This window comes from Solobacterium moorei (assembly GCF_036323475.1).
Lineage (GTDB): Bacteria > Bacillota_I > Bacilli_A > Erysipelotrichales > Erysipelotrichaceae > Bulleidia > Bulleidia moorei.
Map to the genome: position 1 here is coordinate 425,840 of NZ_AP028934.1, position 25,854 is coordinate 451,693.

The 25,854-nt window shown below is 38.2% G+C and carries 24 protein-coding genes and 3 tRNA genes; 18 read left to right on the plus strand and 9 right to left on the minus strand.

The window, feature by feature from the left end; genetic code table 11:
* Positions 1-97: 97 nt before the first annotated feature.
* From RGT18_RS01965 to RGT18_RS01980, 4 genes are read left to right on the plus strand one after another with little or no spacing between them, the layout of a single operon-like run.
* The gene (locus RGT18_RS01965) at positions 98-757 is read left to right on the plus strand and encodes a response regulator transcription factor (RefSeq protein ID WP_006525508.1); all 660 of its coding nucleotides are present in this window, start codon (positions 98-100) and stop codon (positions 755-757) included.
* Positions 757-2,160, plus strand: coding sequence for a HAMP domain-containing sensor histidine kinase (locus RGT18_RS01970; RefSeq protein WP_006525507.1), 1,404 nt, complete (start codon positions 757-759; stop codon positions 2,158-2,160). Before RGT18_RS01965 ends, RGT18_RS01970 begins: the two co-directional genes overlap by 1 nt.
* Before the next feature lie 53 nt (positions 2,161-2,213).
* Positions 2,214-2,975, plus strand: a complete 762-nt coding sequence (locus RGT18_RS01975) for an alpha/beta fold hydrolase (protein WP_028077854.1) — start codon at positions 2,214-2,216, stop codon at positions 2,973-2,975.
* Position 2,976: 1 nt separating this feature from the next.
* Positions 2,977-4,548 (plus strand): Mur ligase family protein, encoded by a 1,572-nt coding sequence (locus tag RGT18_RS01980; RefSeq protein ID WP_028077855.1) that lies wholly within the window; start codon positions 2,977-2,979, stop codon positions 4,546-4,548.
* 27 nt (positions 4,549-4,575) lie between these two features.
* On the opposite strand, the gene RGT18_RS01985 is transcribed toward RGT18_RS01980, so the two are convergent.
* Positions 4,576-5,808, minus strand: a complete 1,233-nt coding sequence (locus tag RGT18_RS01985; protein ID WP_028077856.1) for an MFS transporter — start codon at positions 5,806-5,808, stop codon at positions 4,576-4,578.
* Between the two features lie 216 nt (positions 5,809-6,024).
* Here RGT18_RS01985 and RGT18_RS01990 point away from each other — a divergent pair, with 216 nt between their 5' ends.
* Positions 6,025-7,299: a helix-turn-helix domain-containing protein gene (locus RGT18_RS01990; RefSeq protein WP_338174936.1), complete on the plus strand. Its 1,275-nt coding sequence runs from the start codon at positions 6,025-6,027 to the stop codon at positions 7,297-7,299.
* Positions 7,300-7,661: 362 nt separating this feature from the next.
* Here the strand turns inward: RGT18_RS01990 and RGT18_RS01995 are convergent, their stop codons facing one another.
* Positions 7,662-8,726, minus strand: a complete 1,065-nt coding sequence (locus RGT18_RS01995; RefSeq protein ID WP_028078434.1) for a hypothetical protein — start codon at positions 8,724-8,726, stop codon at positions 7,662-7,664.
* A 170-nt stretch (positions 8,727-8,896) separates the two neighbouring features.
* Between RGT18_RS01995 and RGT18_RS02000 the strand changes: the two genes are divergently transcribed.
* A complete protein-coding gene (locus tag RGT18_RS02000; RefSeq protein WP_028078433.1) occupies positions 8,897-9,097 on the plus strand; it encodes a hypothetical protein in 201 nt (66 codons plus the stop codon).
* A gap of 62 nt (positions 9,098-9,159) precedes the next feature.
* Here the strand turns inward: RGT18_RS02000 and RGT18_RS02005 are convergent.
* From RGT18_RS02005 to RGT18_RS02020, 4 genes are all read right to left on the minus strand, one after another.
* Positions 9,160-9,233, minus strand: a tRNA-Gly gene (locus tag RGT18_RS02005).
* Between the two features lie 5 nt (positions 9,234-9,238).
* A tRNA-Asp gene (locus RGT18_RS02010) sits at positions 9,239-9,315 on the minus strand.
* A gap of 6 nt (positions 9,316-9,321) precedes the next feature.
* A tRNA-Ser gene (locus tag RGT18_RS02015) sits at positions 9,322-9,412 on the minus strand.
* Positions 9,413-9,521: 109 nt separating this feature from the next.
* Positions 9,522-10,001 carry an HD domain-containing protein gene (locus RGT18_RS02020; RefSeq protein WP_037404098.1) on the minus strand — a complete coding sequence of 160 codons (480 nt, stop codon included), beginning with the start codon at positions 9,999-10,001 and terminating at the stop codon, positions 9,522-9,524.
* A gap of 164 nt (positions 10,002-10,165) precedes the next feature.
* Here RGT18_RS02020 and RGT18_RS02025 point away from each other — a divergent pair, with 164 nt between their 5' ends.
* Positions 10,166-11,062, plus strand: coding sequence for a ribokinase (locus RGT18_RS02025; RefSeq protein ID WP_028078431.1), 897 nt, complete (start codon positions 10,166-10,168; stop codon positions 11,060-11,062).
* 8 nt (positions 11,063-11,070) lie between these two features.
* Here the strand turns inward: RGT18_RS02025 and RGT18_RS02030 are convergent, their stop codons facing one another.
* Positions 11,071-11,808: a nucleoside phosphorylase gene (locus tag RGT18_RS02030; RefSeq protein WP_028078430.1), complete on the minus strand. Its 738-nt coding sequence runs from the start codon at positions 11,806-11,808 to the stop codon at positions 11,071-11,073.
* Positions 11,802-12,833 (minus strand): adenosine deaminase, encoded by a 1,032-nt coding sequence (gene add / locus RGT18_RS02035; protein ID WP_028078429.1) that lies wholly within the window; start codon positions 12,831-12,833, stop codon positions 11,802-11,804. The genes RGT18_RS02030 and add overlap by 7 nt, the downstream gene beginning before the upstream one ends.
* A 165-nt stretch (positions 12,834-12,998) precedes the next feature.
* On the opposite strand from add, the gene RGT18_RS02040 reads away from it, so the two are divergent.
* From RGT18_RS02040 to RGT18_RS02075, 8 genes are all read left to right on the plus strand, one after another.
* The gene (locus RGT18_RS02040) at positions 12,999-14,126 is read left to right on the plus strand and encodes a BMP family ABC transporter substrate-binding protein (RefSeq protein WP_006525499.1); all 1,128 of its coding nucleotides are present in this window, start codon (positions 12,999-13,001) and stop codon (positions 14,124-14,126) included.
* A gap of 230 nt (positions 14,127-14,356) precedes the next feature.
* Entirely contained in the window at positions 14,357-15,916 is a 1,560-nt protein-coding gene (locus RGT18_RS02045) for an ABC transporter ATP-binding protein (protein ID WP_028078428.1), read from the plus strand.
* Positions 15,909-17,054, plus strand: a complete 1,146-nt coding sequence (locus tag RGT18_RS02050) for an ABC transporter permease (RefSeq protein WP_006525497.1) — start codon at positions 15,909-15,911, stop codon at positions 17,052-17,054. The genes RGT18_RS02045 and RGT18_RS02050 overlap by 8 nt, the downstream gene beginning before the upstream one ends.
* Positions 17,055-17,070: 16 nt before the next feature.
* Entirely contained in the window at positions 17,071-18,015 is a 945-nt protein-coding gene (locus RGT18_RS02055; protein WP_245580935.1) for an ABC transporter permease, read from the plus strand.
* A complete protein-coding gene (locus RGT18_RS02060) occupies positions 18,012-18,971 on the plus strand; it encodes a nucleoside hydrolase (protein WP_028078426.1) in 960 nt (319 codons plus the stop codon). The genes RGT18_RS02055 and RGT18_RS02060 overlap by 4 nt, the downstream gene beginning before the upstream one ends.
* On the plus strand, positions 18,968-19,906 hold the full coding sequence (locus RGT18_RS02065) for a nucleoside hydrolase (protein WP_028078425.1): 939 nt from the start codon (positions 18,968-18,970) through the stop codon (positions 19,904-19,906). Before RGT18_RS02060 ends, RGT18_RS02065 begins: the two co-directional genes overlap by 4 nt.
* A 129-nt stretch (positions 19,907-20,035) precedes the next feature.
* The gene (locus RGT18_RS02070) at positions 20,036-20,230 is read left to right on the plus strand and encodes a hypothetical protein (RefSeq protein WP_028078414.1); all 195 of its coding nucleotides are present in this window, start codon (positions 20,036-20,038) and stop codon (positions 20,228-20,230) included.
* Positions 20,227-21,702 carry an IS1182 family transposase gene (locus RGT18_RS02075; RefSeq protein ID WP_028078919.1) on the plus strand — a complete coding sequence of 492 codons (1,476 nt, stop codon included), beginning with the start codon at positions 20,227-20,229 and terminating at the stop codon, positions 21,700-21,702. The genes RGT18_RS02070 and RGT18_RS02075 overlap by 4 nt, the downstream gene beginning before the upstream one ends.
* Before the next feature lie 158 nt (positions 21,703-21,860).
* On the opposite strand, the gene RGT18_RS02080 is transcribed toward RGT18_RS02075, so the two are convergent.
* The gene (locus RGT18_RS02080) at positions 21,861-22,709 is read right to left on the minus strand and encodes a MurR/RpiR family transcriptional regulator (protein ID WP_028078147.1); all 849 of its coding nucleotides are present in this window, start codon (positions 22,707-22,709) and stop codon (positions 21,861-21,863) included.
* 142 nt (positions 22,710-22,851) lie between these two features.
* Here RGT18_RS02080 and murQ point away from each other — a divergent pair, with 142 nt between their 5' ends.
* Genes murQ through mnmL form a run of 3 tightly spaced genes read left to right on the plus strand, consistent with a single transcriptional unit; the run spans position 22,852 to position 25,773 of the window.
* Positions 22,852-23,754: an N-acetylmuramic acid 6-phosphate etherase gene (gene murQ, locus RGT18_RS02085; RefSeq protein WP_006525492.1), complete on the plus strand. Its 903-nt coding sequence runs from the start codon at positions 22,852-22,854 to the stop codon at positions 23,752-23,754.
* A 1-nt stretch (position 23,755) separates the two neighbouring features.
* Positions 23,756-24,805 carry a MupG family TIM beta-alpha barrel fold protein gene (locus RGT18_RS02090; RefSeq protein WP_028078148.1) on the plus strand — a complete coding sequence of 350 codons (1,050 nt, stop codon included), beginning with the start codon at positions 23,756-23,758 and terminating at the stop codon, positions 24,803-24,805.
* A gap of 44 nt (positions 24,806-24,849) precedes the next feature.
* A complete protein-coding gene (gene mnmL / locus RGT18_RS02095; protein WP_028078149.1) occupies positions 24,850-25,773 on the plus strand; it encodes a tRNA modification radical SAM protein MnmL/YtqA in 924 nt (307 codons plus the stop codon).
* Positions 25,774-25,854 lie beyond the last annotated feature (81 nt).

The window sequence follows — 25,854 nt, forward strand, 5'->3', positions numbered from 1 at the left end:
ATCTTTGGGGCTGATGCCCTTTTTTCTTTGATAGAGTACAATAGTGGCAAAGATACATTAACAAACCAACCTGTGATAAAATAAAGGCGGTGATAATATGAAAAAAGTAATCGCAATTGTTGAAGACGAAAAAGATTTAAATGAATTAGTAAAAAGATATTTAGAGAAAGAAGAATATGAAGTACGTTCCTATTTGGATTTTGATGAGGCTTACTCTCATACTTCTGATGAAGATGTGCATCTATGGATTCTTGATATTATGTTAGGAGATAAGAGTGGGTTTGACCTCATTGAAGCCATCCGTTCTTATCGTTCTGAAGTTCCTGTTATCTTTATGTCTGCACGTGATAAGGAATTTGACCGTATCATTGGTTTAGAAAAGGGAAGTGATGACTATATTACGAAGCCATTCTCTCCGAAAGAACTTGTGTTACGTGTCAATAACTTGATTCGTCGTATTTATAAAGATGAAGCAGAACATATCAAGGTAGATGGATATGAAATCGATGAAGCACAGAGAATTGTCATTGAGGATGATAAGCAGATTGATTTAACAACCAAAGAGTTCGAGCTTTTGATGATGTTTGTGAATAACCGCGGTACTGCTTTCCCACGAGAACAGATTCTATCCCAAGTATGGGAAGAGAATTATTTTGGTAGCGACCGTGTCGTAGATGATACGTTACGAAGACTTAGAAAGAAAATGCCGAATTTAAGTATTCATACGATTTATGGATTCGGTTATAGGCTCGGATAATGAAGCGCATACGAATGTGGTTGCGCGAGTTGAGCTTGTCGCAACAGTTACTCAGCATGGTCTTTCTTTTCATCATGATTTTTGCAATGTTCGTGATTATCTTTCTTTCGCCATCGATCGAACGGTTTACGGAAGCAGAAATGTATAATCGCTTGCATAGTGCACAAGAAAGTTTAATTTTATATGCCGACCAAAATCCAGGACAGTCTTTGGACTTTGTACAGTCGGATGGTGCAATCAGTGCATACTTATTTGATCATGAAAAGAATACTTTCACGGTCATCTATGGAAGTAAGATGGATCAGACTTTAAAAGAAAGACTGAAGACAAATGCGAATGTTCCATATTCTGGTACGATGGATTCTTACTACACACCAGAGGCACAGTTAGATGGAACCAATGCGCCTGGAGATAATATCGTACTATATTCAAGAACGTTATTAAATGATGGACGCGAACTGATTACGGTTATGTCAAACGCTGCTCAACAACGGTTACGTGATAGTTTGATCAATGGAGTTGTACTGTTAAACGTTAGTTTCGTCATTGGCTTTATGGTGGTGTTGTTGATATGGGTGACGACTTTGATCTTACCGTTATCGCAAATCAAGTACTATATTGCTAAAATCAAGAATGAGGAAGACGCGGAATTATTAGTACAGCGTAATGATGAGATTGGTGAAGTTGCGGATGCACTTCGTGACATGAATGCACAGCTTAAGAAACAAAATCGTGAGAAGGAAGAAATGATTCAGAATATTTCTCATGACTTAAAGACACCAATCGCGACCATTAAGTCATATGGAGAATCCATTAAAGACGGTATTTATCCATATGAAACATTAGAGAAGTCTGTTGATGTTATCATTGAGCATGCAAATCGTTTGGAAAAGAAAGTGAAGAGTTTAATCATCCTCAACAAGATGGACTATCTAAAGGATACAGTTGAGGAAGGTAATCATCTCAACATGAATAAAATCATTGATAAGGCATTGCTATCACTCAAGGTTGTTCGTCCAGAGATTAATTTTATCTGTGAGTTGGATGAAGAGGTTTGTTTCCATGGTGAAGAAGAACCGTGGCGTATTGTTGTGGAAAATCTGATTGATAATTCATTGCGTTATGCGAAGAGTTATATCAAGGTGACACTACAAGAAGATGAACTCTGTGTAATTAATGATGGTAAGAATATTTCGAAAGACCGTTTGAGTACTTTATTTCATCGTTATGAAAAGGGAACGGATGGACAGTTTGGTTTAGGACTATCCATTGTTCATCGTGTTGTGACAACATATGGCTACCGCGTAGCGGCAGAAAACCTCACCGAAGGTGTATGTTTTAGAATCTGGCATGATGCCAAGAAACAGAAAACAAAGAAAACAAACGAAAATCATCCAGCATAAACTTGCATAAATGGGTGAAAAATTCACCAATATCGATTAGAATATAAAGACATATGAAAAAAACAGAACAGATTTACGGTGTAAAAACAACATATATCACAGAAGGTGAAGGGAAAGATATGATCCTTCTGCATGGATGGGGTCAGAATAAGGAAATGATGCAAGCAATCTTTGATCACTACAAAGATCGCTATCGTGTCTTTGCAATTGATTTTCCTGGCTTTGGTGAGAGTGATAATCCACCAGTTGCTTGGGGTGTACCTGATTATGAAGCTTTCCTAGAAGACTTTATCACAGTCAATCAGATTCATAACCCAATTCTTATTGGGCATTCCTTTGGTTGTCGCGTAGCGATTCGCTATTCCGCAAAGAATCCAGAGAATGTAAGGAAGATGTGTTTGACAGGTGCTGCAGGCATACGTCCTAAGCAATCTCTTGAAAGTAAGATTCGCGTCAAGCTGTTTAAGGCTGGTAAGTGGCTATTAAAAGTAACTGGTCAGACAAAGAAACTTGAAGAATTACAAAAGAATGCTGGTTCAGAAGACTATCGTAATGCGCAAGGAATTATGAGACCTACTTTTGTAAAGGTGGTTAATGATGATGTAACAGAGTTATTGCCTTTGGTGAAGTGTCCTGTATTACTTGTATGGGGTGATTTAGATACAGCTGCGCCACTGTGGATGGGACAACAGATGGAGAAGATGATGCCAGATGCAGGTCTTGCAATATTTGCGGGTGATGACCATTGGGCATATTGGCACCAAGCGGACCGTTTCAATCGTGTTCTGGATATATTCTTAAAGGAGACGGCTTAGTATGGAAAGATGGATACTTGCAGTTGCGACAATCGTTGCAATGTTGATACCAACAAAACATGCATTACACATGTTTCAACAGAATCGCTATGAAATAGGTAGATATAGTAAATGGCTTGTTGGAAACAAAAAGATGATTCAGGGGATGTTGGTCACAACACTTTGCTATATTATTGTTGCAGGATTATTAACATACTTTGCTGGATTTAAAATCTTTGTATGGGTATGGTTAGTACTATTGCTTCTTGTGACAGGTATTAATGTTATTCGAGAAAAGAATAAGAAGTATATTAAACCACTTGTATATACGGGTCGTGTAAAACGTCAAATCGTAGTTATGGCTTTATTGCAGATTGGATTGTTACTTCTCAATAATAAGTTCTTACCACAGTATGCATGCATATCTACAATAGTGATTATCCTGCCTTGGATTTTAATCTTCTTTGTAGGATGGATTACTTCACCAATTGAGGCACTTGTTAAACAGTGGTTTATTGGACAAGCAAAGAAGATTCTTTGTGAAGATAAAGATTTGATCAAGATTGGTATTACTGGTAGCTACGGTAAAACATCTACTAAGAATGTCATGCAGGCAATGATTGGCGAACAGTTTAATACACTAATGACACCAGCTTCTTACAATACACCAATGGGTATTACAATTACGATTCGTACTTTATTAAAACCGATTCATAAAGTATTTATATGTGAGATGGGTGCTGACCATGTTGGTGAAATTACTTACTTGATGAAGTTTGTACAACCATCTATTGGTGTTGTAACTTCAATTGGACCACAACACCTAGCAACTTTTGGCTCTCAAGAGAATATCGTCAAAGAAAAGATGCAGATGATGGAACTATTACCAAAGGATGGTCTAGGAGTCCTCAACTATGATAATGATTTTATTCGTAACTACCGCTTAAAGAATCTAGTTAAGACAGTCAGTTATGGAGTAAAGAGTAGAGATGTAGATTATTACGCAGATGATATTACATACACACGTATGGGTTCATCTTTTACGGTCGTTCATCGCAACGAACGTGTACGTATCGAAACAAAGCTTCTTGGTGAACTAAATATTCTCAATATTCTATCCGCAATCTGTGTCGCAAGACATCTCAATGTGCCATGGCCAACGATTCAACGTGCAGCTAAGACAATGAAACAAGTAGAACATCGCTTAGAACTAAAGACAATCAATGGCTATCGCTTTATCGATGATGCGTTTAACTCAAACCCAGTAGGCTCCGCAATGGCACTTGAGGTGCTATCAATGATGCCAAATACACGTTATGTTGTAACACCAGGTATGATTGATCTAGGTACAATCCAAGACGACGCAAATAAAGAGTTCGGTCGTAAGATGAAGGGCAAAGTAGATGAGGTTATCCTCGTTGGTGAAATTCAAACGAAGTCTATCTATGAAGGTCTACAGGAAGTTGGATTTGATATGAACCGCGTTATCGTTGTAAAGACAGTCAAAGAAGCTTTTGACCATATCTATCGACATGCGTTACCTTCCGATACAATTCTATTGGAGAATGATTTGCCAGACGCATTTAGTCACTAATGAAAAAGTCCACTCACACGTGGGCTTTTAGTTTGTCTTAATTGTTTTGATAAAGAAGAAGATACCTAATACAAAGAAGATTGCGATACTTCCTACACCAGCACTGATGGAACCTGTAATCTGTGATACAAGCGAAACAGATGCTGTACCTAGGAAAGCTGCACCTTTACCACAGATATCCATCAATCCAAAGTACTCACCAGACTGTTCTGCAGGAATAATCTTTGTAAAGTAGGAGCGTGATAAAGCTTGAATACCACCCTGGAATAAACCTACACATACCGCAAGAATCCAGAATTCAGCTTGTGTATCCAAGAAGATTGCGAAGATAGCGATACCCAGATATGCAAAGATACAGAGTAGAATCAATCGTGTAGTATCAAATTTCTGTGCTAATCGACCAAATGTAAGAGCAGCAGGGAAGGCGACAATCTGTGTTAGCAATAATGCAAGTAATAAACTTGTGCTACTTAATCCTAACGCTGTTCCATACGCAGTCGCTAAATCAATAATCGTATAAACACCATCAATATAGAAGAAGAATGAGATTAAGAATAAGAAGATTTTCTTATGCTTTGTTGCATTCTTGAGTGTGTTTCCTAAGCGTTTAAAGCTCTCTGCAATAGCGTTTTTTGTATTTTCAATATAATGGTTTTGTTTATATGTCTTTAATAAAGGTAACGAGAATACAAACCACCAAACAGCTGTAATTGTAAAGGCAATCGTCATTGCAAGACTTCCTGAAATGCCAATCTGTTTACCGCCAAGAATCACTGCAAGTGATAATACAAATGGAATACAGGAGCCGATATATCCCCATGCATATCCTGAGGAGGATACGCTATCTAGGCGTTCTTCCGTTGTGATATCTCCTAACATGGAATCATAGAAGATGATACTAGAAGAGTATACTGCCTTAGCGATGATGAAGAATATTAGGAACATCAACCAATGTGAGATAAATCCCATCATAAAGCATAAGGCTGATCCGGCAAGCACAGATACAAAGAAGATTGGTTTTTTAAATCCTTTGAAGTCTGTAATTGTACCAATCACTGGTCCTAAGAAGGCGACGCATAATGTTGCGGCTGATGCGGCATATCCCCAATATGCTAGATAACTAACGGATGATAATCCATCTTTCTCCGCTAAACTATTGAAGTATAGCGGCATAATCGTTGATACCAATAGTATGAAGGCAGAGTTACCGACATCATATAAGATCCAGTCTTTTTCAGCCTTAGTAAGTTTTATAAACATAGTTCAATCTCCCCTACGATATTGATTATGCGTTAAAATAAGTTATGAAACAATTATTTTTGTAACAAATAGAAAAAATCCTCAAGTGAAAAGTTAAATTCCACTTCTAAGGTACGAAAGTTGAATTTAGTTATTCACCAAGCTCTAGTTGAATTTACTCTTACACTTCTAGTTCAATATAAGTGCCGATTCTTCGTGTTTTAGGAGGAAAACATTATGTTAACGAAGAATTCACACATGTCTTATTCAGATAGACAGATCATTGAAACTGGTATCGAAAATGGTTCTACCAAACAAGCTATCGCTACTACCCTTGGTAAAGACAAATCAACCATAGGAAAAGAAATCAAATTCCATCGTGTCCTTGCATACAAATGTAATCTGCCTCTAGAGTGTGCTAACTACAAACGCTGTAAACATGAACGCTATTGTACTCTGGATTGTATCGATTATGTCCCTTTCAAATGTACTCGCAGGGACAAGTCACCAGGAGCTTGTAATGGATGTGGAAACTATCGCTCTTGTCGCTATGAAAAATATCGATACTCTGCCCTCGATGCACAGCACGACTACCAGATGACACTTACATCTTCACGACAAGGTGTCAATGCGACAGTAAATGATATCAAGCAGCTCGGTGAACTCTTATTACCATTGATTAAGAAAGGTCAGTCCATCTACTCTATTCTTCAAAGCCACAAAGAGATCAAGCTATCCGAAAAGACGATATACAACTATATCGAAAATGGTGTCTTCCAAGATGTGGGTGTATCGATCGGTGCCATCGATTTGAAACGTGTCGTAAGACGAAAGATGTCCAAACAAAAGCGCAATACATACAAGCCACGTAAAGACAATCGATACCTGACAGGAAGAAAGTACTCCGACTTCTTGATATACATGGAAAAGAATCCAAATGCCAAGGTCGTAGAGATGGATACGGTATACAACGACGTGTCCAACGGACCTTTCCTACAGACCTTCAAATTCAGAGAGTATGACCTGTTGATATGTATCTATCAAACCGTAAAGGACTCCTTACATATGTTGGATGGGATCCTATTATTGGAAAAGATATTAGGAAAAGAAATGTTCGAAAAAGAAGCCGAGGTCATATTAACAGACAGAGGAAGTGAATTCGTCCTAGCTGAAGAAGCGGAGATACGTGAAGATGGAACTCGCAGGACACGTATGTTCTACTGTGATTCAATGGCCTCTTGGCAGAAAGGTAGTCTAGAGAACCTACACCTATTGGTAAGAGAGATATGCCCAAAGGGATGTGATCTCCATGCATTGGGACTTACATCACAAGAAAAGGCAAATCTCATCAGTATCCATATTAATTCATATCCAAAAGAAAAGCTGCACGGAAGATCGTCCATACAGCTGCTCCATTTCTACAACGAAGAAATGGCCAAGAAACTCTATGATTTTGGAATTACCGAAATCCCACCAGACGAAGTAATTCTAAAACCATATCTTCTAAAGTAAGAAGATAACCAAAAAGTTTCAGAATCAATCACACACGAAGGATCGGCATATAACTTTCACCAAACAACGAAGTAGAATCAACTCTTACAAATTTTTTGAACAGTAGATTCTGCCTACCTTTCATGCGCTCATTTTTCTGTTACTTCACCTTCATTCTAACTAAAATAAAATCATTTTCAACTTAAAAATAGTACCATCTTGGATTATCAATCCTTGCCAGTACTATTTCTGAATGACTTACTTCCACTTTATTGTTTATTCTTTAGAAGTGGAATTTAACTTTTCACTTGAGCCAAATAGAAAAAATTCATACAGTGAACACAATTAAATGGGTAATATGACGATAATAAAAATCCTACAAGCTATATTTCATAGGATTTTAAATATCTACCTTCATTTGGATAGTATTCTGGCTGTGCAACAATATTATGCTGTACTAACAATTCATTAACTGTACCGAAGATTAAATGATAGATTTCATTAGCAATATCACGAACATCGATATTATGTTGAATTGACAATAAATTTTGTTCTCTGTTTAACAGATTAAGGCATTCAATCAGGGTTTGCGAGCATGCGTCAATAACAATTTTGGAAACTTCATCACCGACTTTAAAATCATCAGGGTAATATACTGGAACATTTATGATTCCGCCTTTTGTATAACCCAATTGATCGAAGATTGAAATAAAATCCTCTGATATCTTATTTCCATTAACTAAGGAATGGAATGTTAGGCTCAATTCATCAGCAGAATATTTTATTGTAGTATCTAATTGATGGGACTTCTGTAACATGAGTTGACGATAGAAATCATTTCGATTACCATTACAATCCCCAAAAGAGCTGAATGTTCCGTAACTGGTTGTAAGACGATTATAAGAGCACAATAATTTATTGCTATATATGCTTAAAGATTTACACTTTTCATACATGATAATAAGGTAATCTGAGCTATCTTGATGTATCTTATGAGTTGTAATTAAGTTATGTTTTGCAAGCTCATCAAATATTGTTCCATCAAGAATATAACCACATAACATATGATATAGATTTATCTGATCTGGAAAACCATTCTGAATTTGATGAATGGTTTTAATCAAGACATCAGTCTGTTGCGCTATTGAATAATAAATCTTCTTGCTAGCAAGCGAAATATATCGTTTTAAAATAGGTAAATCTTTTTCGATAAATATAGGAATATTTAATGACAGTTTATTGTCATGGAGTTGAATTACTTCAATCGTTAATAAACGGTTTATGATTTCCTTATTTGGGTATTGATTAATATCGATACTATTTGGTAGGCAATTTATGATGTCTGAAAGGACTTGGAAAACAGAAGGATCATTTAAAATAATCCTTGGATTATTGTTATCCTTAATCATTGATATATCATTTTCGTAATAAAAAATATCGAACTCCATAAGTTTCCTCTAACTTCATTATATTCTATACGAATAATATCTTATATCCAAGACCTCTTAATAGAGCAAGTAAACGAGATTAATAGATTAGTGATTATCGCTAAATTATCGAAAACACTTTACATAGTGACATCATTACATTAGCGTATAAATGTAGAAGGGAAGATAAAATGTCGAAAAGAAGTAGTGGTGATTTTAATCAAAAAGAATATAATGCAAAGTGGCGAGCAGAAAACATGATGAGAGTATCTGCTACATACAAAAATGAATTTGTTTTAGCGTTCCGTGAAGCATGCCAAAAACTTGGCATAAGTCAAGCCGAAGTAATCAGAAATGCAATGCAAGATGCTATTGAAAAGGCAGAAAAATAAAAAGTTGCCCAAAAGTTGACCAACGCATAAGAAAACCCGCCAAATAGCGGGTTTTTACGTAATGGAGCGAGTGAGCGGAATTGAACCGCCGTGTCCACCTTGGCAAGGTGGCGTTCTACCATTGAACTACACTCGCAATAATGGCGGTCCCGACGAGATTCGAACTCGCGATCTTCTCCGTGACAGGGAGACGAGATAAACCACTACTCCACGGGACCAATGTATGGCGAGGAAAGAGGGATTTGAACCCTCGCGCCGGTTTCCCGACCTATGCCCTTAGCAGGGGCACCTCTTCGGCCTCTTGAGTATTTCCTCAACTATTGCCAAGTGCATACTGACTAACCGTTCAGCGCTTTACTATATTACCATGGTCATTTTTTCATTGCAAGATGTTTTTTGCTTTTTTGATGAATTTTTGCAAAGCCTAGCGCTGAAAGGCTTTTTTCAAGAATACAAGATGATTGGTGACTGTTTCGCGTGCTGCACATAGCTTATCAGCCCAACATACAACCCAAGCTTCTTTGGATTGTGGTGGGTACATTGTTAGTGGAAACATGTGATGCACAATAATATCTTCCTCAATTGGTCCAATATGATAATCTTCCTTAGCGTTATTGGCTGCAGTATACGGATGTGTGAAACCATGTAATCCGAAGTGTTTTTGTGGAATATGCCAATCATACAAGAAATAGTCATGCAACAAAGCACCTGTAATCATCGCGGAGTAGTCTACATCAAAATTGTAAGTTTCTGCTAATTCACAAGCTGTAAGTGCGACGTCAATACAATGTGCATATACAGTTGTCTTTCCGTGTTGAATAAAGTTCTTTACCAAACTATATCTGCCTGTTTTTTCTAAGCGTTCTACTTCATCCATGACCGCTTTGTAGTGTTTGTTTTGCATATTCATACTAATAATTTATACGATTCAGCACAAAATGAACAGAAATATTATCTAGTTTTGAGAAAATTTATACAGATAGAGATATTTGCTGGAGATTTTATTTGGATAAATCTTAGAAGTATGTCATATTAAATTTACAAGATTTACGAGAAGAGAGGTTACATATGAAAGTTTTAAGTTTTGGATCATTGAATTTTGATCATGTGTATCAGATGGATCATTTTGTCATGCCTAAGGAGACGACATCTTCCTTGTCCTATAGCAGAGGCTTTGGGGGAAAGGGTTTAAACCAATCCATCGCATTAGCAAAGTCAGGTTTAGATGTATATCATGCTGGACGTGTTGGTTTTGATGGTCAACCATTTATTGATTACTTACAGGAATATGGTGTTAAGGTAGATTACCTGAAGAAGGATGAAGAAACTGCGACTGGACATGCGATTATTCAGGTAAGTCATAGTGAAAACTGCATTATTCTTTATGGTGGTTCGAATCAGTTGATTGATGAAGCACAAATTGACGAAGTATTAACACATTTTGAAAAGGGAGATCTATTACTGATTCAAAATGAAATATCGTCTTTAACATACTTAATTACAAAGGCGCATGAGAAGGGTTTGCGTATTGCCTTCAATACTGCACCAATGGATGAAAAGATTTTTAGTTATCCTTTAGAGTTAGTAGATATCTTTGTGGTTAATGAAGTTGAGGGCAAGGGGCTGGCGAATGTTTCTTCTGATCAGGTAGAAGATGTTATTGTAGGTTTGCAAAAGGCTTACCTAAACAAAGAAATTATTTTGACAGTGGGCAGTCAAGGTTCCTACTATATTTCTGGTGAGACGGTGATTCATCAAGAAGCGTATCGTGTAAATGCTGTGGATACGACCGCTGCTGGTGATACGTTCACTGGTTTCTATCTTGCAAGTATCTTGCGTGGTGAAACGGTAAGTAATGCATTAAGTATTGCCGCAAAGGCAAGTAGTATTACCGTTACCAAAGAGGGTGCTGCTAAGAGTATTCCTACATTAGAGCAAGTATTAGAGAGTATGAAAAATGTCTGAAATTAATCTCAGACATTTTTTTCTAACTTATAGATAGCTTCCAGTGCTGTAAGGATTTCTCTACGTTCACCTTCCATTGTCTTGGCTGCTTGATCGGCGTAATCGCCAATTGCATCAGCGGTATCTTGACCATAGAGGACTACGTTATTGAGAATGGACATTGTGCGGATGTTACGTAAACGACCTACTGTAAATAAGGCTGCTGTTTCCATGTCGGCGCCAAGAGCACCCATGGCTGACCATTTCTTCTCTTCTTCTGCGTTTGTATCGATGTAGAAGCTTTCGTGACTATGAACGATACCTGTGTGATAGTCCCAGTGATTTTCTTTTGCGGTTTCAATACATTTGAGTAGGAATTCTATATCCGCAACTGCTGGGTAACGAATATCTGCGTATGCCTTAGATGTACCTTCATCACGTACTGCGCCTATGGCGAAGATTAAATCACCAAGCTGGATGTTTTTCTGCAGGGCACCGCAGGAGCCGATACGAATCATTGTGTCTACGCCAATGTGCTTTAACTCTTCGATGGCGATGGAAGCAGAAGAGCCACCGATACCAGTAGAGATGGCAATGACTTTTACGCCCTTGTAGTAACCGGAGACACTTCTGAATTCACGGTTATATGCGAGTTCTTTGACATCCTCAAGGAATGGGATGATGCGACCAATACGAGCTGGATCTCCAGGCATGATTGCATACTTTGCGTTTGCACTTTGGTCTAATTGGATATGTGCTTCTAGCATGTTGTGTATTCCTTTCTAGCTGTTTCTAAAATATGAAGTAGTTCTTTTCTTTCTTCTTCTGTGACAAATGCGGCATTTGCGGCATTGATATTCATTTGGAAGATGTCATCTACCGTAAATCCCATATCGTTGATGCAGTGGGCATATTCATCTGTAATATGTACACCCGCAAAGGTGTCGTTATCCGTGTTTACGGAAACGAGTACACCTTGATCATATAGAGGCTTCATTGGATGCTTTGCATACGATGGTACGGTTTGACACTGCACATTGGATGTTGGGCATATTTCAAAGAGTACTTTGTTTTCCTTTGCGCGTTCTACAAGTTCTTGGTCAAAGTATACATGATGGCCATGACCGATACGTGTTACACCAAAGTCCATTGCGTCCTTGACAGTATCTGGCCCTTGGCTATCACCTGCATGACAAGTCATAGGTAGACCATATTCTTTAGCTTTTGCGAATAATGTACCAAAGTTAGATAGAGGAACGAATCCTTCCGCACCTGCAAGGTCAATTCCTACAACACCTTTACCGAGGTATTGCTTGCATACTTCTACAGTTTCCATGTTTTCTTTTTGGTTTAGTGTATCGATGCCAATGCACATCATGCATGTAAGGATACCGATGCGAAGCTTTGGATATTTTTTGAGAGCATTGTTTCTGCCTTCTAAAACAGCTTCTGTTGCGTCGGCTTGTGTCAGACCTTTTTGTGTGTGGAGCTGTGGCGCGAAACGAATCTCTGCATAGATATAGCCTTGACGAGCTAAATCTTCAATCAACTCTTCAGTAATACGTGTAATGGATGCTTTATCTTGCATGCATTTAAGAGGGGTATCAAACATCTTAAGATATTCATTTACATCTTTGGCATTTGCACATTTACGAATAAACGCTTCATAGTCTTCAATTGTTTCTGCAGGCATTTGCACATTTTGATCATGTGCGAGTTTCCATATTGTATCCATGCGGAATGAGCCGTCTAGATGTAAGTGAAGATTAATTTTAGGTATACGATTCAACATAATTTTTTATCCTTTCCGGTGATATGTACTTATGATATGTACTTATGATATGTGCTTGTTGACTGATTTAAAACCCAATAATAAAATGAGTGTACATGAAATCGCTTTCACCATTTCATTTTAAGAGATGGCTAGCGATTTGAAAAGATTTTGGGAGGAAAATACATGAAAAATCTATTAAAGGCAGCAATGGTTGCATTGTTGCTAACACCGCTTGTTGGTTGTGGGTCTAAGGGATCTGAAAAGCAGGGCTCAAACACAGCGGAAACACACGGAAAGACTTACAACGTAGCATACCTAGTTAACGGTAACTTAGGTGACAAGTCATTCTTTGACTCAGCAGCAGCTGGTTTACAGACTCTTGAAAAAGATGGCCGTATCACACTAAAGACAATTGAAATGGGTGGTACAGACGCTGATAAGCCAAGATGGCTACAGACATTGTATGAAGTATCTGATTTAGGAGAATATGACTTGATTATCTGTGGAACATATCAGATGCCTGACTTCTTAAAGGAAGTTGCTACAAAGTATCCAGATCAGAAGTATGCAATCTTTGATGACAATACTTATGCTGGCGAAAATAAGAATGTTCTCAACTTAACATACAAGCAGAATGAGTTAGGTTATATCATTGGTACATTAGCTGCAAGCATGACAACAGATACATCTGTTGAACGTATTAATCCTGAAAAGGTAATCGGTTTCGTTGGTGGTATTGATAGCCCAGTTATCAACGACTTCTTATATGGTTACATCACAGGTGCACAGAACGTTGATCCAGAAATCAAGATTGATACACGTTACACAAATGACTATGTAGATACAGCAATTGCCAAGGAATATGGATTATCAATGATTAGCGATAACAAGGCTGATATTATCTGGGGCGTTGCTGGTAATGCCGGTAATGGTGCAGCTGAAGCAGCTCTTGAAAAGAATACTGCATGGTTCATCGGTGTTGACTCAGACCAGGAAGCTACTTTCTCTCCTGACTTAGCAGCGATTACATTAACATCTGGTTTAAAGAATGTTGGTAACTCTCTCATTTGGGTATTTGATGAATGGGATGCAGGTAGAGAACACTGGGGAACAGAAGTTACTTTAGGCTTGAAGGAAAATGGCGTTGGTGTTGTAACAGACAAGAACTTTGACAAGTATGCTTCCCAAGCAACTAAGGACAAGGTTAACGAAGCGATTCAGGCTATCTTAGACGGTAAGGTTGAAGTTCCTACAGCATTAGGAAATACATCTAAAGATTTAGAAACATTACGTGAAAAGGTTCGTCCTTAATTGTAGCGTTACAAAAGATTCATAAATTGTTTTACGTAGAAATTTAAAAGTTTCATTCAACCACGAAAAAACAATATATTTTATTAGTATCTTTGGTGATTTATGAATCCAGTTTCAGTTGCCGAAAAGTGTAGTTTTCAATAGTTTTGAAAATAACTTGGGATGGTGGTTGGAACTGGATTTTCTTTTGAAAAGAGATCACCTGTATAAAATGGAATGAGGTAAGAGATATGAACGAAGAATATGTCATTCAAATGAAAGGCATCCGCAAGATTTATCCTAACGGTGTCGTGGCAAACCAAGATGTTGACTTGAATGTACGCAAGGGCGAAATTCATGCGCTGATGGGAGAAAATGGTGCTGGTAAATCAACATTGATGAAGATGTTGTTCGGTTTGGAACAACCTACAGAAGGTGAAATTTACGTCAATGGCGAAAAGGTACATTTATCATCACCAAATGTTGCGATTTCGAAGGGTATCGGAATGGTTCACCAACACTTTATGTTGGTGCCAAGTTTAACCGTCGCTGAAAACATTGTATTGGGTATGACTCCAAAGAAGAAGGGTATTTTCATTGATCGTCAAAAGGCAATCAAAATTACTGAGGAATACTCCAAGAAGTTTAACTTGGCAGTTGACCCAAATGCACGTGTTGTCGATATTCCAGTTGGAATGAAGCAGAAGGTAGAAATCTTAAAGGCATTAGTACGTGGTGCTAAGATTTTAATTTTAGATGAACCTACTGCTGTTTTAACTACCCAAGAGACAACAGAACTTTTTAAGGAATTAAAGCATCTAAAAGAACAGGGTTATACACTCATCTTTATTTCTCATAAGCTAAACGAAATCATGGAGATTACGGATCGCTTAAGTATTTTACGTGGTGGTAAGTTTATGGGTGTCTATGAGACAAAGGATGTTACACCTGAAAAGATTTCTCGCTTGATGGTAGGACGTGATGTTGTCTTACAGGTTCAAAAGGATGTTGCAAAGCCAACTGATGAAATCTTAAGAGTCAGAGACTTACATTATGTGAATGACTGGGGCAAGAAGATGCTCAATGGTGTATCTCTATCTGTTCGTAAAGGAGAAATCCTCGGTATTGCGGGTGTTGAAGGTAATGGTCAAAAGGAACTTGTTGATATGCTGTTTGGTTTAAATAAACCAAATGAAGGAACAATCACTATGAAGGGTGATAATATCATTGGTCTAAACCAACGTCAGTTACGTGAGAAACATATTTCATTAGTACCAGAAGATCGTATGTTATTCGGTATTGCCGCAAATGCATCAATTGAAGAAAATATTATCTCTGACCGTGCAGATTCTAAGAAGATGAACAAGGGTTTGATGTTTAACATGAAGAACATGCATGAAGAGACAGATGCCCTCATTAAAGAATATAAAGTATTGTGCAAGAGCCGTGACCAAAAGGTTGGGATGTTATCCGGTGGCAACATTCAGAAGGTCGTTGTTGCACGTGAATTCTCCAATCAGCCAGACTTGATTATCGCTGACCAGCCAACGCGTGGTATCGATGTTGGTGCTACGGAATTTATTCGTAAGAAGTTAGTGGAACTATCACGTTCTGGAATTGGTGTGTTACTAGTATCTGCAGATTTAAATGAAGTTATGGAATTATCTGATAGTTTAATTGTGATGTATGGTGGTCAGATTGTTGCGTACTTCGAAGATACGAGTCAGTTAAATGACGAAATCATGGGTCAATACATGTTGGGTATTAAGAAACAAACTGCAGAAGAGATTGCGAGGGTTTGTCATGAATAAGAAAAGAAGTTTGATATTTAGTATTGTGCGTGGCGCAATGGCTATTGGTATTGCGTTATTAGTTGCGGCAATTCTAATCTTTATTAGTTCAAAGGGAGATAATCTTGGCGCAAGATTACTTGCGACACTCAGCTCCTTGAAATCAATGTTGATTCAACCATTATTCCGTGCAAATGGAACATTTAGTGTAAAGGGTCTTACAGATATCCTTGCAAGCATGATTCCTATTATCTTTACAGGTTTAGCGACATGCGTTATGTTCTCTGCAAACCAATTTAACCTTGGTTCTGAAGGTGGTATCTTACTTGGTGCGTTTGTGACTTCTTTAGTTGCAGTTTATGTTCCATTACCTGGTGCATTACTACCGGTTGTTGCTATTCTTGCAGGTGCGTTTGTGACTGGATTGATGATGCTAATTCCTGCGGTATTAAAGGCGAAGTTAAACGTCAGTGAAATGGTAAACTCTTTAATGTTAAACTATGTCATCATGTATGTTATCAAGTTTATGATGAATGCATTTATCGCTGATAAGACAAAGGGTACAGTTCAGACTAGTAACTTCCAAGCTAACGCTGCTTTACCACAGTTAATTGAAAATGGTTCTAAACTATCCATTGGCTTTGTTATCGCAATTGTAATGACAATTATCATTGCGCTATTTATGTATCGTACACGTTGGGGATATGCAATCCGTATGATTGGTATCAACCAGAAGTTCTCTATGTATTCTGGTATGAATGTTGTAATGATCATTATCCTTTCGCAGGTAATCGGCGGATTATTAGCAGGTATGGGTGGTGGCATTGAGATGCTAGGAAGAAACCAATACTTCGACTGGTTAGCCCAGCCGGGTTATGGTTGGACGGGTATTACTGTAGCGATTCTAGCAGGTAATAATCCAGCGTTTGTTCCGCTCGCTGCGTTCTTTATGGCTTATCTTGAAAAGGGATGTACTTTAATGTCAACCTACGCCGCAGTTCCTGCACAGTTGATTGATATTATTCAGGCGATCATCTTCTTATTCTTCGCGGCTGATCAATTCTTATCTAAGTATCGTCAGAAGCTTGTAGTTAAGAGTGCTGAAGAGGAGCTACGCGAAAAACAAGTCGGAGCGACAGTAGAAGGGAGCGTGAAGTAAGATGTTTTCACTTATTATGACACCAGAATTTTTCTTTGCGATTTTCCGTATCACAGCTCCAATCTTATTTGCGACAATGGCAGCTGTTATCTGCGAAAAGGCGGGTGTATCTAACATTGGCCTTGAAGGCACAATGATGATTTCCGCATTGTTTGGTTCCTTATTTGCTTACTATTCTGGAAATTGGTTTGTAGGTTTACTTGTGGCGGTTGCTGTAGGTATTATCGTTAGCTTACTCATGGGCTTCTTCGCATTCAATCTAAAGACAAATATTATCTTAACGGGTACTGCGGTCAATATGATTGGATCTGGCGGAACTATCTTCTTAGTTAAGGTAATTACAGGTATTACACAGGGATCACAGCTAACTTCCACAACCTCTTTGATTACACAGAAGTTGCAGATTCCAAGTATTACAATTCCACTCATTGATAAGATTCCTGTGATTGGACAAGTATTATCTGGACATAGCTTATTAACATACTTCGCATTTATCTGTGTATTTTTGACATGGGTATTGTTATACCATACACCATTAGGATTAAATATCCGCTCTGTTGGTGAAAACTCGCATGCGGCTTCTTCTGTTGGTGTAAGTGTTATTAGGGTGAAGTACATTACAATGGTTATCGCTGGTATCCTCTGTGGTATGGGTGGTGCGTTTATGTCAATGTATTATGCAATGGGTTGGTCCCTTGACATGGTTGCTGGACGTGGATTTATCGCTTTAGCAGCACAGGCAATGGGTGCTGGTGAACCTCTAGGCTGTATGCTAGCGGCACTCATCTTCGGATTTGCACAGGCATTTGGTATCAAGCTATCTGCGACAGGTGTAGATTCCAACCTCGTCTCACCAATTCCATATTTGGTAACGATTATCGGTTTGGTTGTATTCGCTCTTATTGCGGCAAGTCGCGCAAAGCGTGCACGCCGTGAAAATGCTGAAAAGGTGAGTGCATGAGTGAAATCAAGAAAATACCAGTTATCTTAGATGGTGATCCTGGTCACGATGATGCAATTGCTTGGGTATTTGCCAAAGCAAATCCTGCCTTTGATATCAAAGCAGTCACAAGTGTGGCAGGGAACCAGACACTAGCCAAAACGACTTATAATGCAATGCGTATCTGTACATTATTAGGTATTGATGCGCCAATTGCGAAGGGTAGAGAGCTACCATTATTATCGCCATTAATTACAGCTGGAAACTTTCATGGTGAATCTGGCTTGGATGGTCCTGCAATGCCTGAACCATGCATGCAGTTATCAGAATTATCCTCTGTAGATTTGATGGCAAAAGTATTAAGAGAAAGTGAGAAAGCGGTAACGATTATCGCTACTGGTCCACAAACAAACGTTGCGGCGCTATTACTAACACATCCAGAATTGAAATCCAAGATTGGAAGAATTTCCATCATGGGTGGAGGTCTTAGAAATGGTAACTGGACTCCAGCTGCGGAATTTAATATCTTTGAAGATCCAGAAGCTGCACAAATTGTATTTACATCTGGAATCCCGCTTACAATGTGTGGTCTTGATGTAACGGAGAAGGCTATCGTTTATCCAGAGGATGAAAAGAGAATCCGCGAAATTGGTAACCAGGTATCTGGTATCGTTGCGGATTGGTTAGATTTCTTCTTCAAGCATCACGCAGAACTTGGCTGGAATGGTTCTCCATTACATGATCCATGTGCCGTTGCAGTGTTAATGAAGCCTGAAATTTTTACAACACAAGAGATGCATGTTGAAATCGACATTGAAGGTAACTATACACGTGGAGCGACTGTAGCGGACTGGCACCGATCAAGTGGTAATCTAAATAACGTTACAGCAGTGCTTGGGGTTGACCGTGAAAAATTTGTTGATTTACTAGTAGAAGTATGCAAGGCATACAAGGGTAGAAAGGTGGATATCGCATGACAGATTTAATCCCAATTTGGATTGATACCGATACTGGTGTCGATGATGCGGTTGCACTCCTTTGTGCACTCAAGTTAGATAAACTTGCGATTCGTGGTATCTCCTCAGTTGCTGGTAATGTAGAACATGCCAAGACATTTAAAAACTGCCGTAATGTACTTGCGTATGCAGGTAGAGAAGATATCAAAGTATACCCAGGTGCAATTAAGCCAATGTGTGTAGAACTAGATGATGCTTCTGAAGTTCATGGTAAAGATGGACTTGGTGGTGTTGTGATTCCAGATTCTCCAGCCGAAAAGGAAACAATGCATGCATGGGATGCAATTTATGAGGCTGCGAAAAAGGAAGGTGGTAAATTACAGATTGTTGCGGTAGGACCGCTTACAAATATTGCAAACGCAATTATCTCTCATCCTGATTTGAAAGGCATGGTCAAAAGAATCCTTATCATGGGTGGTGCAGTTGTAGGTGGTAATGCCACAATGGCAGCTGAGTTTAACATCTATGCTGATCCTCACTCTGCGGAGACGGTTATGCAAAGTGGTATTCCAGTAGTAATGTTCGGCTTAGATGTTACAGTTGATGCTTATCTAAATGGCAAAGATATTCAAGACATTCGTGATTTTAATACAAAGATCAGTAAGTTCTTTGCGGATGTTGTACAATCCAATCTAAATTTCTATATTAAGAACTACAAGCGTGAAATCTTATGTATCCATGATGCATGTCCATTAATTTACTTGCAGTATCCTGAAATCTTTACAGGACAAAAGGCAGGTGTCTATGTGGAAACGCAGAGTCGTTTATGCTTTGGTAAGACGGTTACAGACATATGGAGTGATACAAAGTTTAAGACACGTGAAACCATGGTAATGCTTGGCGTTGATCGTGAGAAATTCGCAAGTACGCTAAAAGGTCTATTACAACAATATTAAAAAGCGGGGTTTCCGAGACTGCTGAAAAAGTCCTTCAATTAAAACCTCACAAAAAAACAGTGAGGTTTTCATTTAAATACTTCAAACTAGCGGCTAGTTATGCTATAATATAGCTGTGAGGTAAGGACTATGAGATCTAAAAATGACAAAGCCAAATATGATATGGATTACCAGAAAAGCAAGATGACAAGAGTAACTGTATGGTTTAATCTTGATAAGGATAAAGATATTGTTTCATGGCTGGACAAATCCAAAACATCTAAATCTGAGATCATAAAAAAAGCACTGAGAAATGAAATGAATCGCAGCGAGAATAACTTATGATCAAGCAGGAAGGTATGATTCTCAGTCCCTATATCGATCTTTACGGCATGATCATTCCAAAAGATCACGAGCTCCGGCAGCTGAATGAGCTCGTGGATTTCAGCTTTGTAGACGATCTTCTGAAACACACATATACTTCCAGCAACGGCAGACCAGGCTACAGGCCACAGGTCATGTTCAAATATCTTATGCTTAAGCGAATGTATGAGCTTTCTGACAGAGATGTTGTAGAAAGAGCCCGTACAGACATGGCATTCAAATATTTTCTTGGTCTTGCACCCGAAGAAGATGTAATTGAATTTTCAAGTCTTACCAAGTTCAGAAAACTGCGCCTGAAAGATGAATCCGTCATAGATGCCCTGATTTCAAAGAGCGTACAGATAGCGATGGAGAACGGAATCAAACTGTCTAAAACAATTATTGTTGATTCCACGCATACAGAAGCCAGATATGGAACAAAAAGTGCACGAGAATACCTTCTTGAAGTTTGTAAAAATCTCAGAAAGAAAGTATACAGCGTAAATGAAGAATATGTGAAACAGATGCCTAAGAAACCGGACAACAACAGAATCGGGCTGTATGAAGAAGTAGTTGATTACTGCGAAAAAGTATATAAGTTGGTTGATGGTGATAACAGTTTAAAGGCATATAAGTACATACAGGAAAATATGAATCTTCTCCGTGAAACGCTGGATGATGTAAATGAAGAGCTGACCTACTCTAAGGACAGTGATGCCAAGACGGGGCACAAAACTGCAGACACAGAATTCTTTGGGTATAAGACACATATCGCAATGACTCCAGAAAGAATTATTACAGCTGCTGCTGTCACTTCTGGAGAGAAGCACGATGGAAAGGAACTTGCATCTTTAGTAGACAAGACGGAAGCTAACGGAATAGATGTTGACAATATTGTCGGAGATGGAGCATATTCTGAAAAGGAAAATATAGAGTATGCAAATGAAAATGAAATCAACCTTGTATCGAAGCTAAGCAAAACAGTATCATCCGGGAACAGAAAAAACGCCCTTGACGGAGAATTCAGCTACAATAAAGACGCAAAAATGTATGTATGCCCAGCAGGACATATGGCAATTCATAAATCTAAAACTGGTGTGAAAGATCCAAATAAGCCACAGCGTGAATCCTACTTTTTCGATGTAAAAAAATGTATTCAATGCCCGCTGAGAGAGAAATGTGGATATAAAGAAAATCAGAAAAGCAAAACATATAACATCACAGTAAAGATGAGTAAAATTCATCAGGACCATCAGGATAAGCAACAGACAGAATATTATCAGGAACTGGCTGGTGAACGTTACAAAATAGAAGCTAAAAATGCTGAGCTGAAAAAAGAACATGGATATGCACATACTATATATGCAGGAATGAACGGGATGATGCTTCAGGCAGGTGTCACCATTTTTGTGGTGAATTTAAAAAGAATATTGAAGCTGAAAAAAGATAGATAAGCAAAAATATATTGATAAAAACCAAACAAAAACAGGTATATACCTCAATTTTTTTCTGAAATTTGTGAATATACCTGTTTTCATTCTGATTTGTAAACAATTTGATTAAATCTCGTTTATGACTGATACTTTTTCAACAGTCTCGGGTTTCCGCTTTTTTAATTCTTTGGTTTTTTAATGTAGGTACGGTGTAGTACTTTAATTGTTTCATCATAATTCATAGTACCGAGTGCAGTGTAGAGAATATCGATGATATTTAATTGTGAGATACGAGATGACATTGCGGCTGTACGCAAGAGTGATTCGTTCTCGGTTGTATATAGTTTATAATCTGCCAATTTTGAAACTGGTGTATCAACACAGCGAGTAATTGCGATAATAGGAGTTAGATTTTCCTTGAGTGCATTCATGCATGTAATTACTTCAGTGGTATTGCCAGAGTAGGAACATACAATCGCTACATCTTCAGCAGTACTGTTTTTACAACTGAGAAACTGTGAATGCCAGTCCTCATTAATGGTACATGGCTTTGAGATACGTAATAACTTTAGATATAAATCACGTAGAGCAACTAAGGAAGCACCCATTCCAATGAGAATAACATTTCTTGCATCATTCATGATTTTTACGCATTCGTGCAAGGTTTCAATGTCCATTAACTTTTCCGTTTCATCTAAGGACTTTGCATTTTTGGCTGTTACCTTGCGAATGATATCTGCGATATTATCTGTTCTTTTGATTTCTTCGTTATACATCTGTTCACCAGTCTTTGCATGAAGTGCTAATTCAATGGTCAGACTGCGTTTGAAATCTTTGTATCCATCAAAGTTGATGCGATGGCACATTCTAACAACCGCTGATGGAGATGAAAAACTTTTATGTGCTAATTCCTGTACAGAAAGTGTACTTGCGGTTTCAGGGTTTTTGAGGATATATTCCGCAACGGTTCTTTCAGCACTAGCTAGTTCATGGTAATGTTCACGTAATCGAATAAGTGCATTTTTCATGGGTGTATTCTCCTATAGAAACAATAGCATATTATCCCAAAAACAGAAATATTATTTCGAAAAAAAGTGTCAATGTTGAAATTTTGTTATCATTCTACCTATAATATGCGTAGAGTAGGCATATTATAGGGGGCATACGCATATGACAATTAATCTTCAAACAATCGCTACAGAACACCGTAATGAAAATACGATCAATTTGGATCAGATGAGTTCACTCGAAATCATTACAGAAATGAACCGTGAGGATGCGTTAATTGCGTCTGCGATTCAGCCACATCTTCCTAATATTTCAAAGGTCATTGAATATTGTATTGGAGCTATCCAACAAGGTGGAAGAATTATCTATATGGGTGCAGGAACAAGTGGAAGATTAGGGGTGCTTGATGCGGCAGAATGTCCACCAACATTTGGTGTATCTGCTGATTTAGTTGTTGGTCTGATTGCGGGTGGTGAAGGTGCTTTTATTAAAGCTCGTGAAGGATCCGAAGATTCCGCAGAGCTTGGCAAACAAGATTTAATTCAAATCGGCTTAAATGAAAGGGATATCGTAATTGGTTTAGCAGCAAGTGGACGTACTCCATATGTGCTTGGTGGACTTTCTTATGCACAAGAGTTAGGTTGTCATACTGCTGCAATCTCAAATACATATCATTCCAAGATTGGCGAAGTTGCCCAAATTGCAGTGGATGTTCCTGTGGGGGCAGAGGTATTAACTGGTTCTACACGTTTGAAGTCCGGTACTGCTGAGAAGATGATTCTTAATATGATTTCTACTGCAACGATGGTAGGTCTTGGAAAGGCTTATCAAAATCTTATGGTTGACGTGATGCAGACAAATGAGAAACTACGCAATCGCGCAGAAAATATTGTTATGGAAGCTACAGGGGTTGAACGTTCTGTAGCACGTGCTACGATAGATATAGCAAAAGGTTCATGTAAAGTCGCTATCACGATGATTCTAGCAAACTGTTCTTACGAAGATGCGTTGATTCGTTTACAACAAGCTTGCGGTCATGTCCGTGAAGCAATCAGGGAGAAATAATATGGCAAATTCATTAGGATATTCTGTATTTTTAAGCACATTTGAAAAACAGAAGATGCACTTACAAGGTGTAGGTAAAAATCATCCACTTGTATTTGTATCTTTACATATCAGTGAAGAGTTCAGTGATACATATACAAAAGACATGCATGCAATGTGTGCTTGGTTAAATGAAGAGGGTTTCCGTATTGTAGCGGATGTATCCACAAAATCATTAGAGTTATTTCAAGTTTCGTCTGTGCGAGAAATCGCAAAGTTACTAGATGTATATGCATTGCGCTTGGATTATGGTTTTGACCATGCGGAAATGTTGGCATTAGCGAAAGAGATGCCAATCGTATTAAATGCATCCACCATTCGTGTTGATGAAGTGGAAGATTTAGTGCGTGAAGGAAAAGAAATCCTTGCCATGCATAACTATTATCCCCGTTGTGAAACGGGATTAGACGAAGAGTACTTTTTGCGGATTACAAAGTCATTACAGGCTGCGGGTATCCATGTGATTGCCTTTATTCCAGGTGATGTATTAAAGCGGGGACCTATCTTTGAGGGTTTACCAACCCTAGAGCATCATCGTCATATTTCTCCATACGCAGCGTTTATGGAGTTGACGTTAAAGTATCATGTAGATCAAGTGTTTGTTGGAGATCCTGGTATCAGTGCGTATGAGATTCAACGCATTCAATCGTATTGTGATACAGAAGTGATTGATATTCCAGTCACTTTGAAACATGCGGAATATTTCTATGATAAAGAAGTAACTTGTCGTATTGATAGTCCATCATGGATTATCCGTGTGGAAGAAGCGCGCTTATTAAAAAAGGCAGATGAACACATTGTGCCAAACAATACAACGACACGTGAAGTTGGTGCGATCACAATGGATAATGATTCCTACTTGCGTTATGCAGGAGAAGTACAGATTGTCCGTAGTCCACTTCCAGCAGATAATCGCGTAAATATTATTGGTCATGTATCACCAAAGGACTTGTCTATCTTAAAACTTGTCAAAGGTGGCATGAAGATTCGATTCATAAGAGAAGATATGTAATAATGTATCTTCTTTTCTTATGCATTTCATCATAAAATAGAGATATGAAACAACTGTATTATTCGTTTCCGCAATATCTCAAAGATACCTTCGGACGTAAACTTTATAAAGTAGCACTTGAAACAGGGATGACTTGTCCAAATCGCGATGGTAAGGTCGCTGTTGGAGGTTGTATTTTCTGTGGAGAAGGCGGTTCTGGAGATTTTACGATTTACTATGAAGGAAAGCGTTTAAGCAGAGAAGAACTGATTTATAATCACCAAGAAATTCCAAAGGGTGACTATATTGCATATTTCCAATCCTTTACAAATACCTACGCACCTATCGCAAAATTAAGAGAAATCTTTACCGCAGCCTTACAAGATGATTTATTTGCGGGGATTTCCATCGCGACTAGACCTGACTGTTTAGGGGAAGATGTCATCTCACTTTTAAAAGAGTTAAAAGCAAACTACCCAAACAAGTTTATTTGGGTGGAACTTGGTCTACAAACGATTCATGAAAGTACTGCCAAATGGATGAATCGTGGATATCCGCTAGAGGTATTTGATGAAGCTGTTAAGAATCTAAAGGCAATCAATATCGATGTGATTGTTCACATCATTATTGGTCTTCTAGGGGAAGACCAGAAGATGTTGTTAGAAACGATACAACATTTAAATGCATGTTCAATTGATGGTGTGAAGTTACAGTTATTACATTATTTAAAGAATACAAGACTAGGTGTGCAGTATTTATCTAATCCATCTCAGTATCATGTTCTAGAGATGGATGAGTATGTAGAACTTGTGACAGAGTGTATTGCATATTTAGATGAACATATTGTAATCCATCGCTTAACAGGAGATGGAAATGCGGATGAGTTGATTGCACCACGATGGAGTATAGATAAACGGCGTGTATTAAATTCTATCAATCATATGTTGAAGAGAAAAAATTATACACAGGGCTGTAAATTGTTAAAATAGTGCGTACAGGGTAGGAAGGTTGTATTTGAAAAATGCTTGAATTTTAGCTTAAAATATTTTAAATTGAATTTGTTTCCGTGC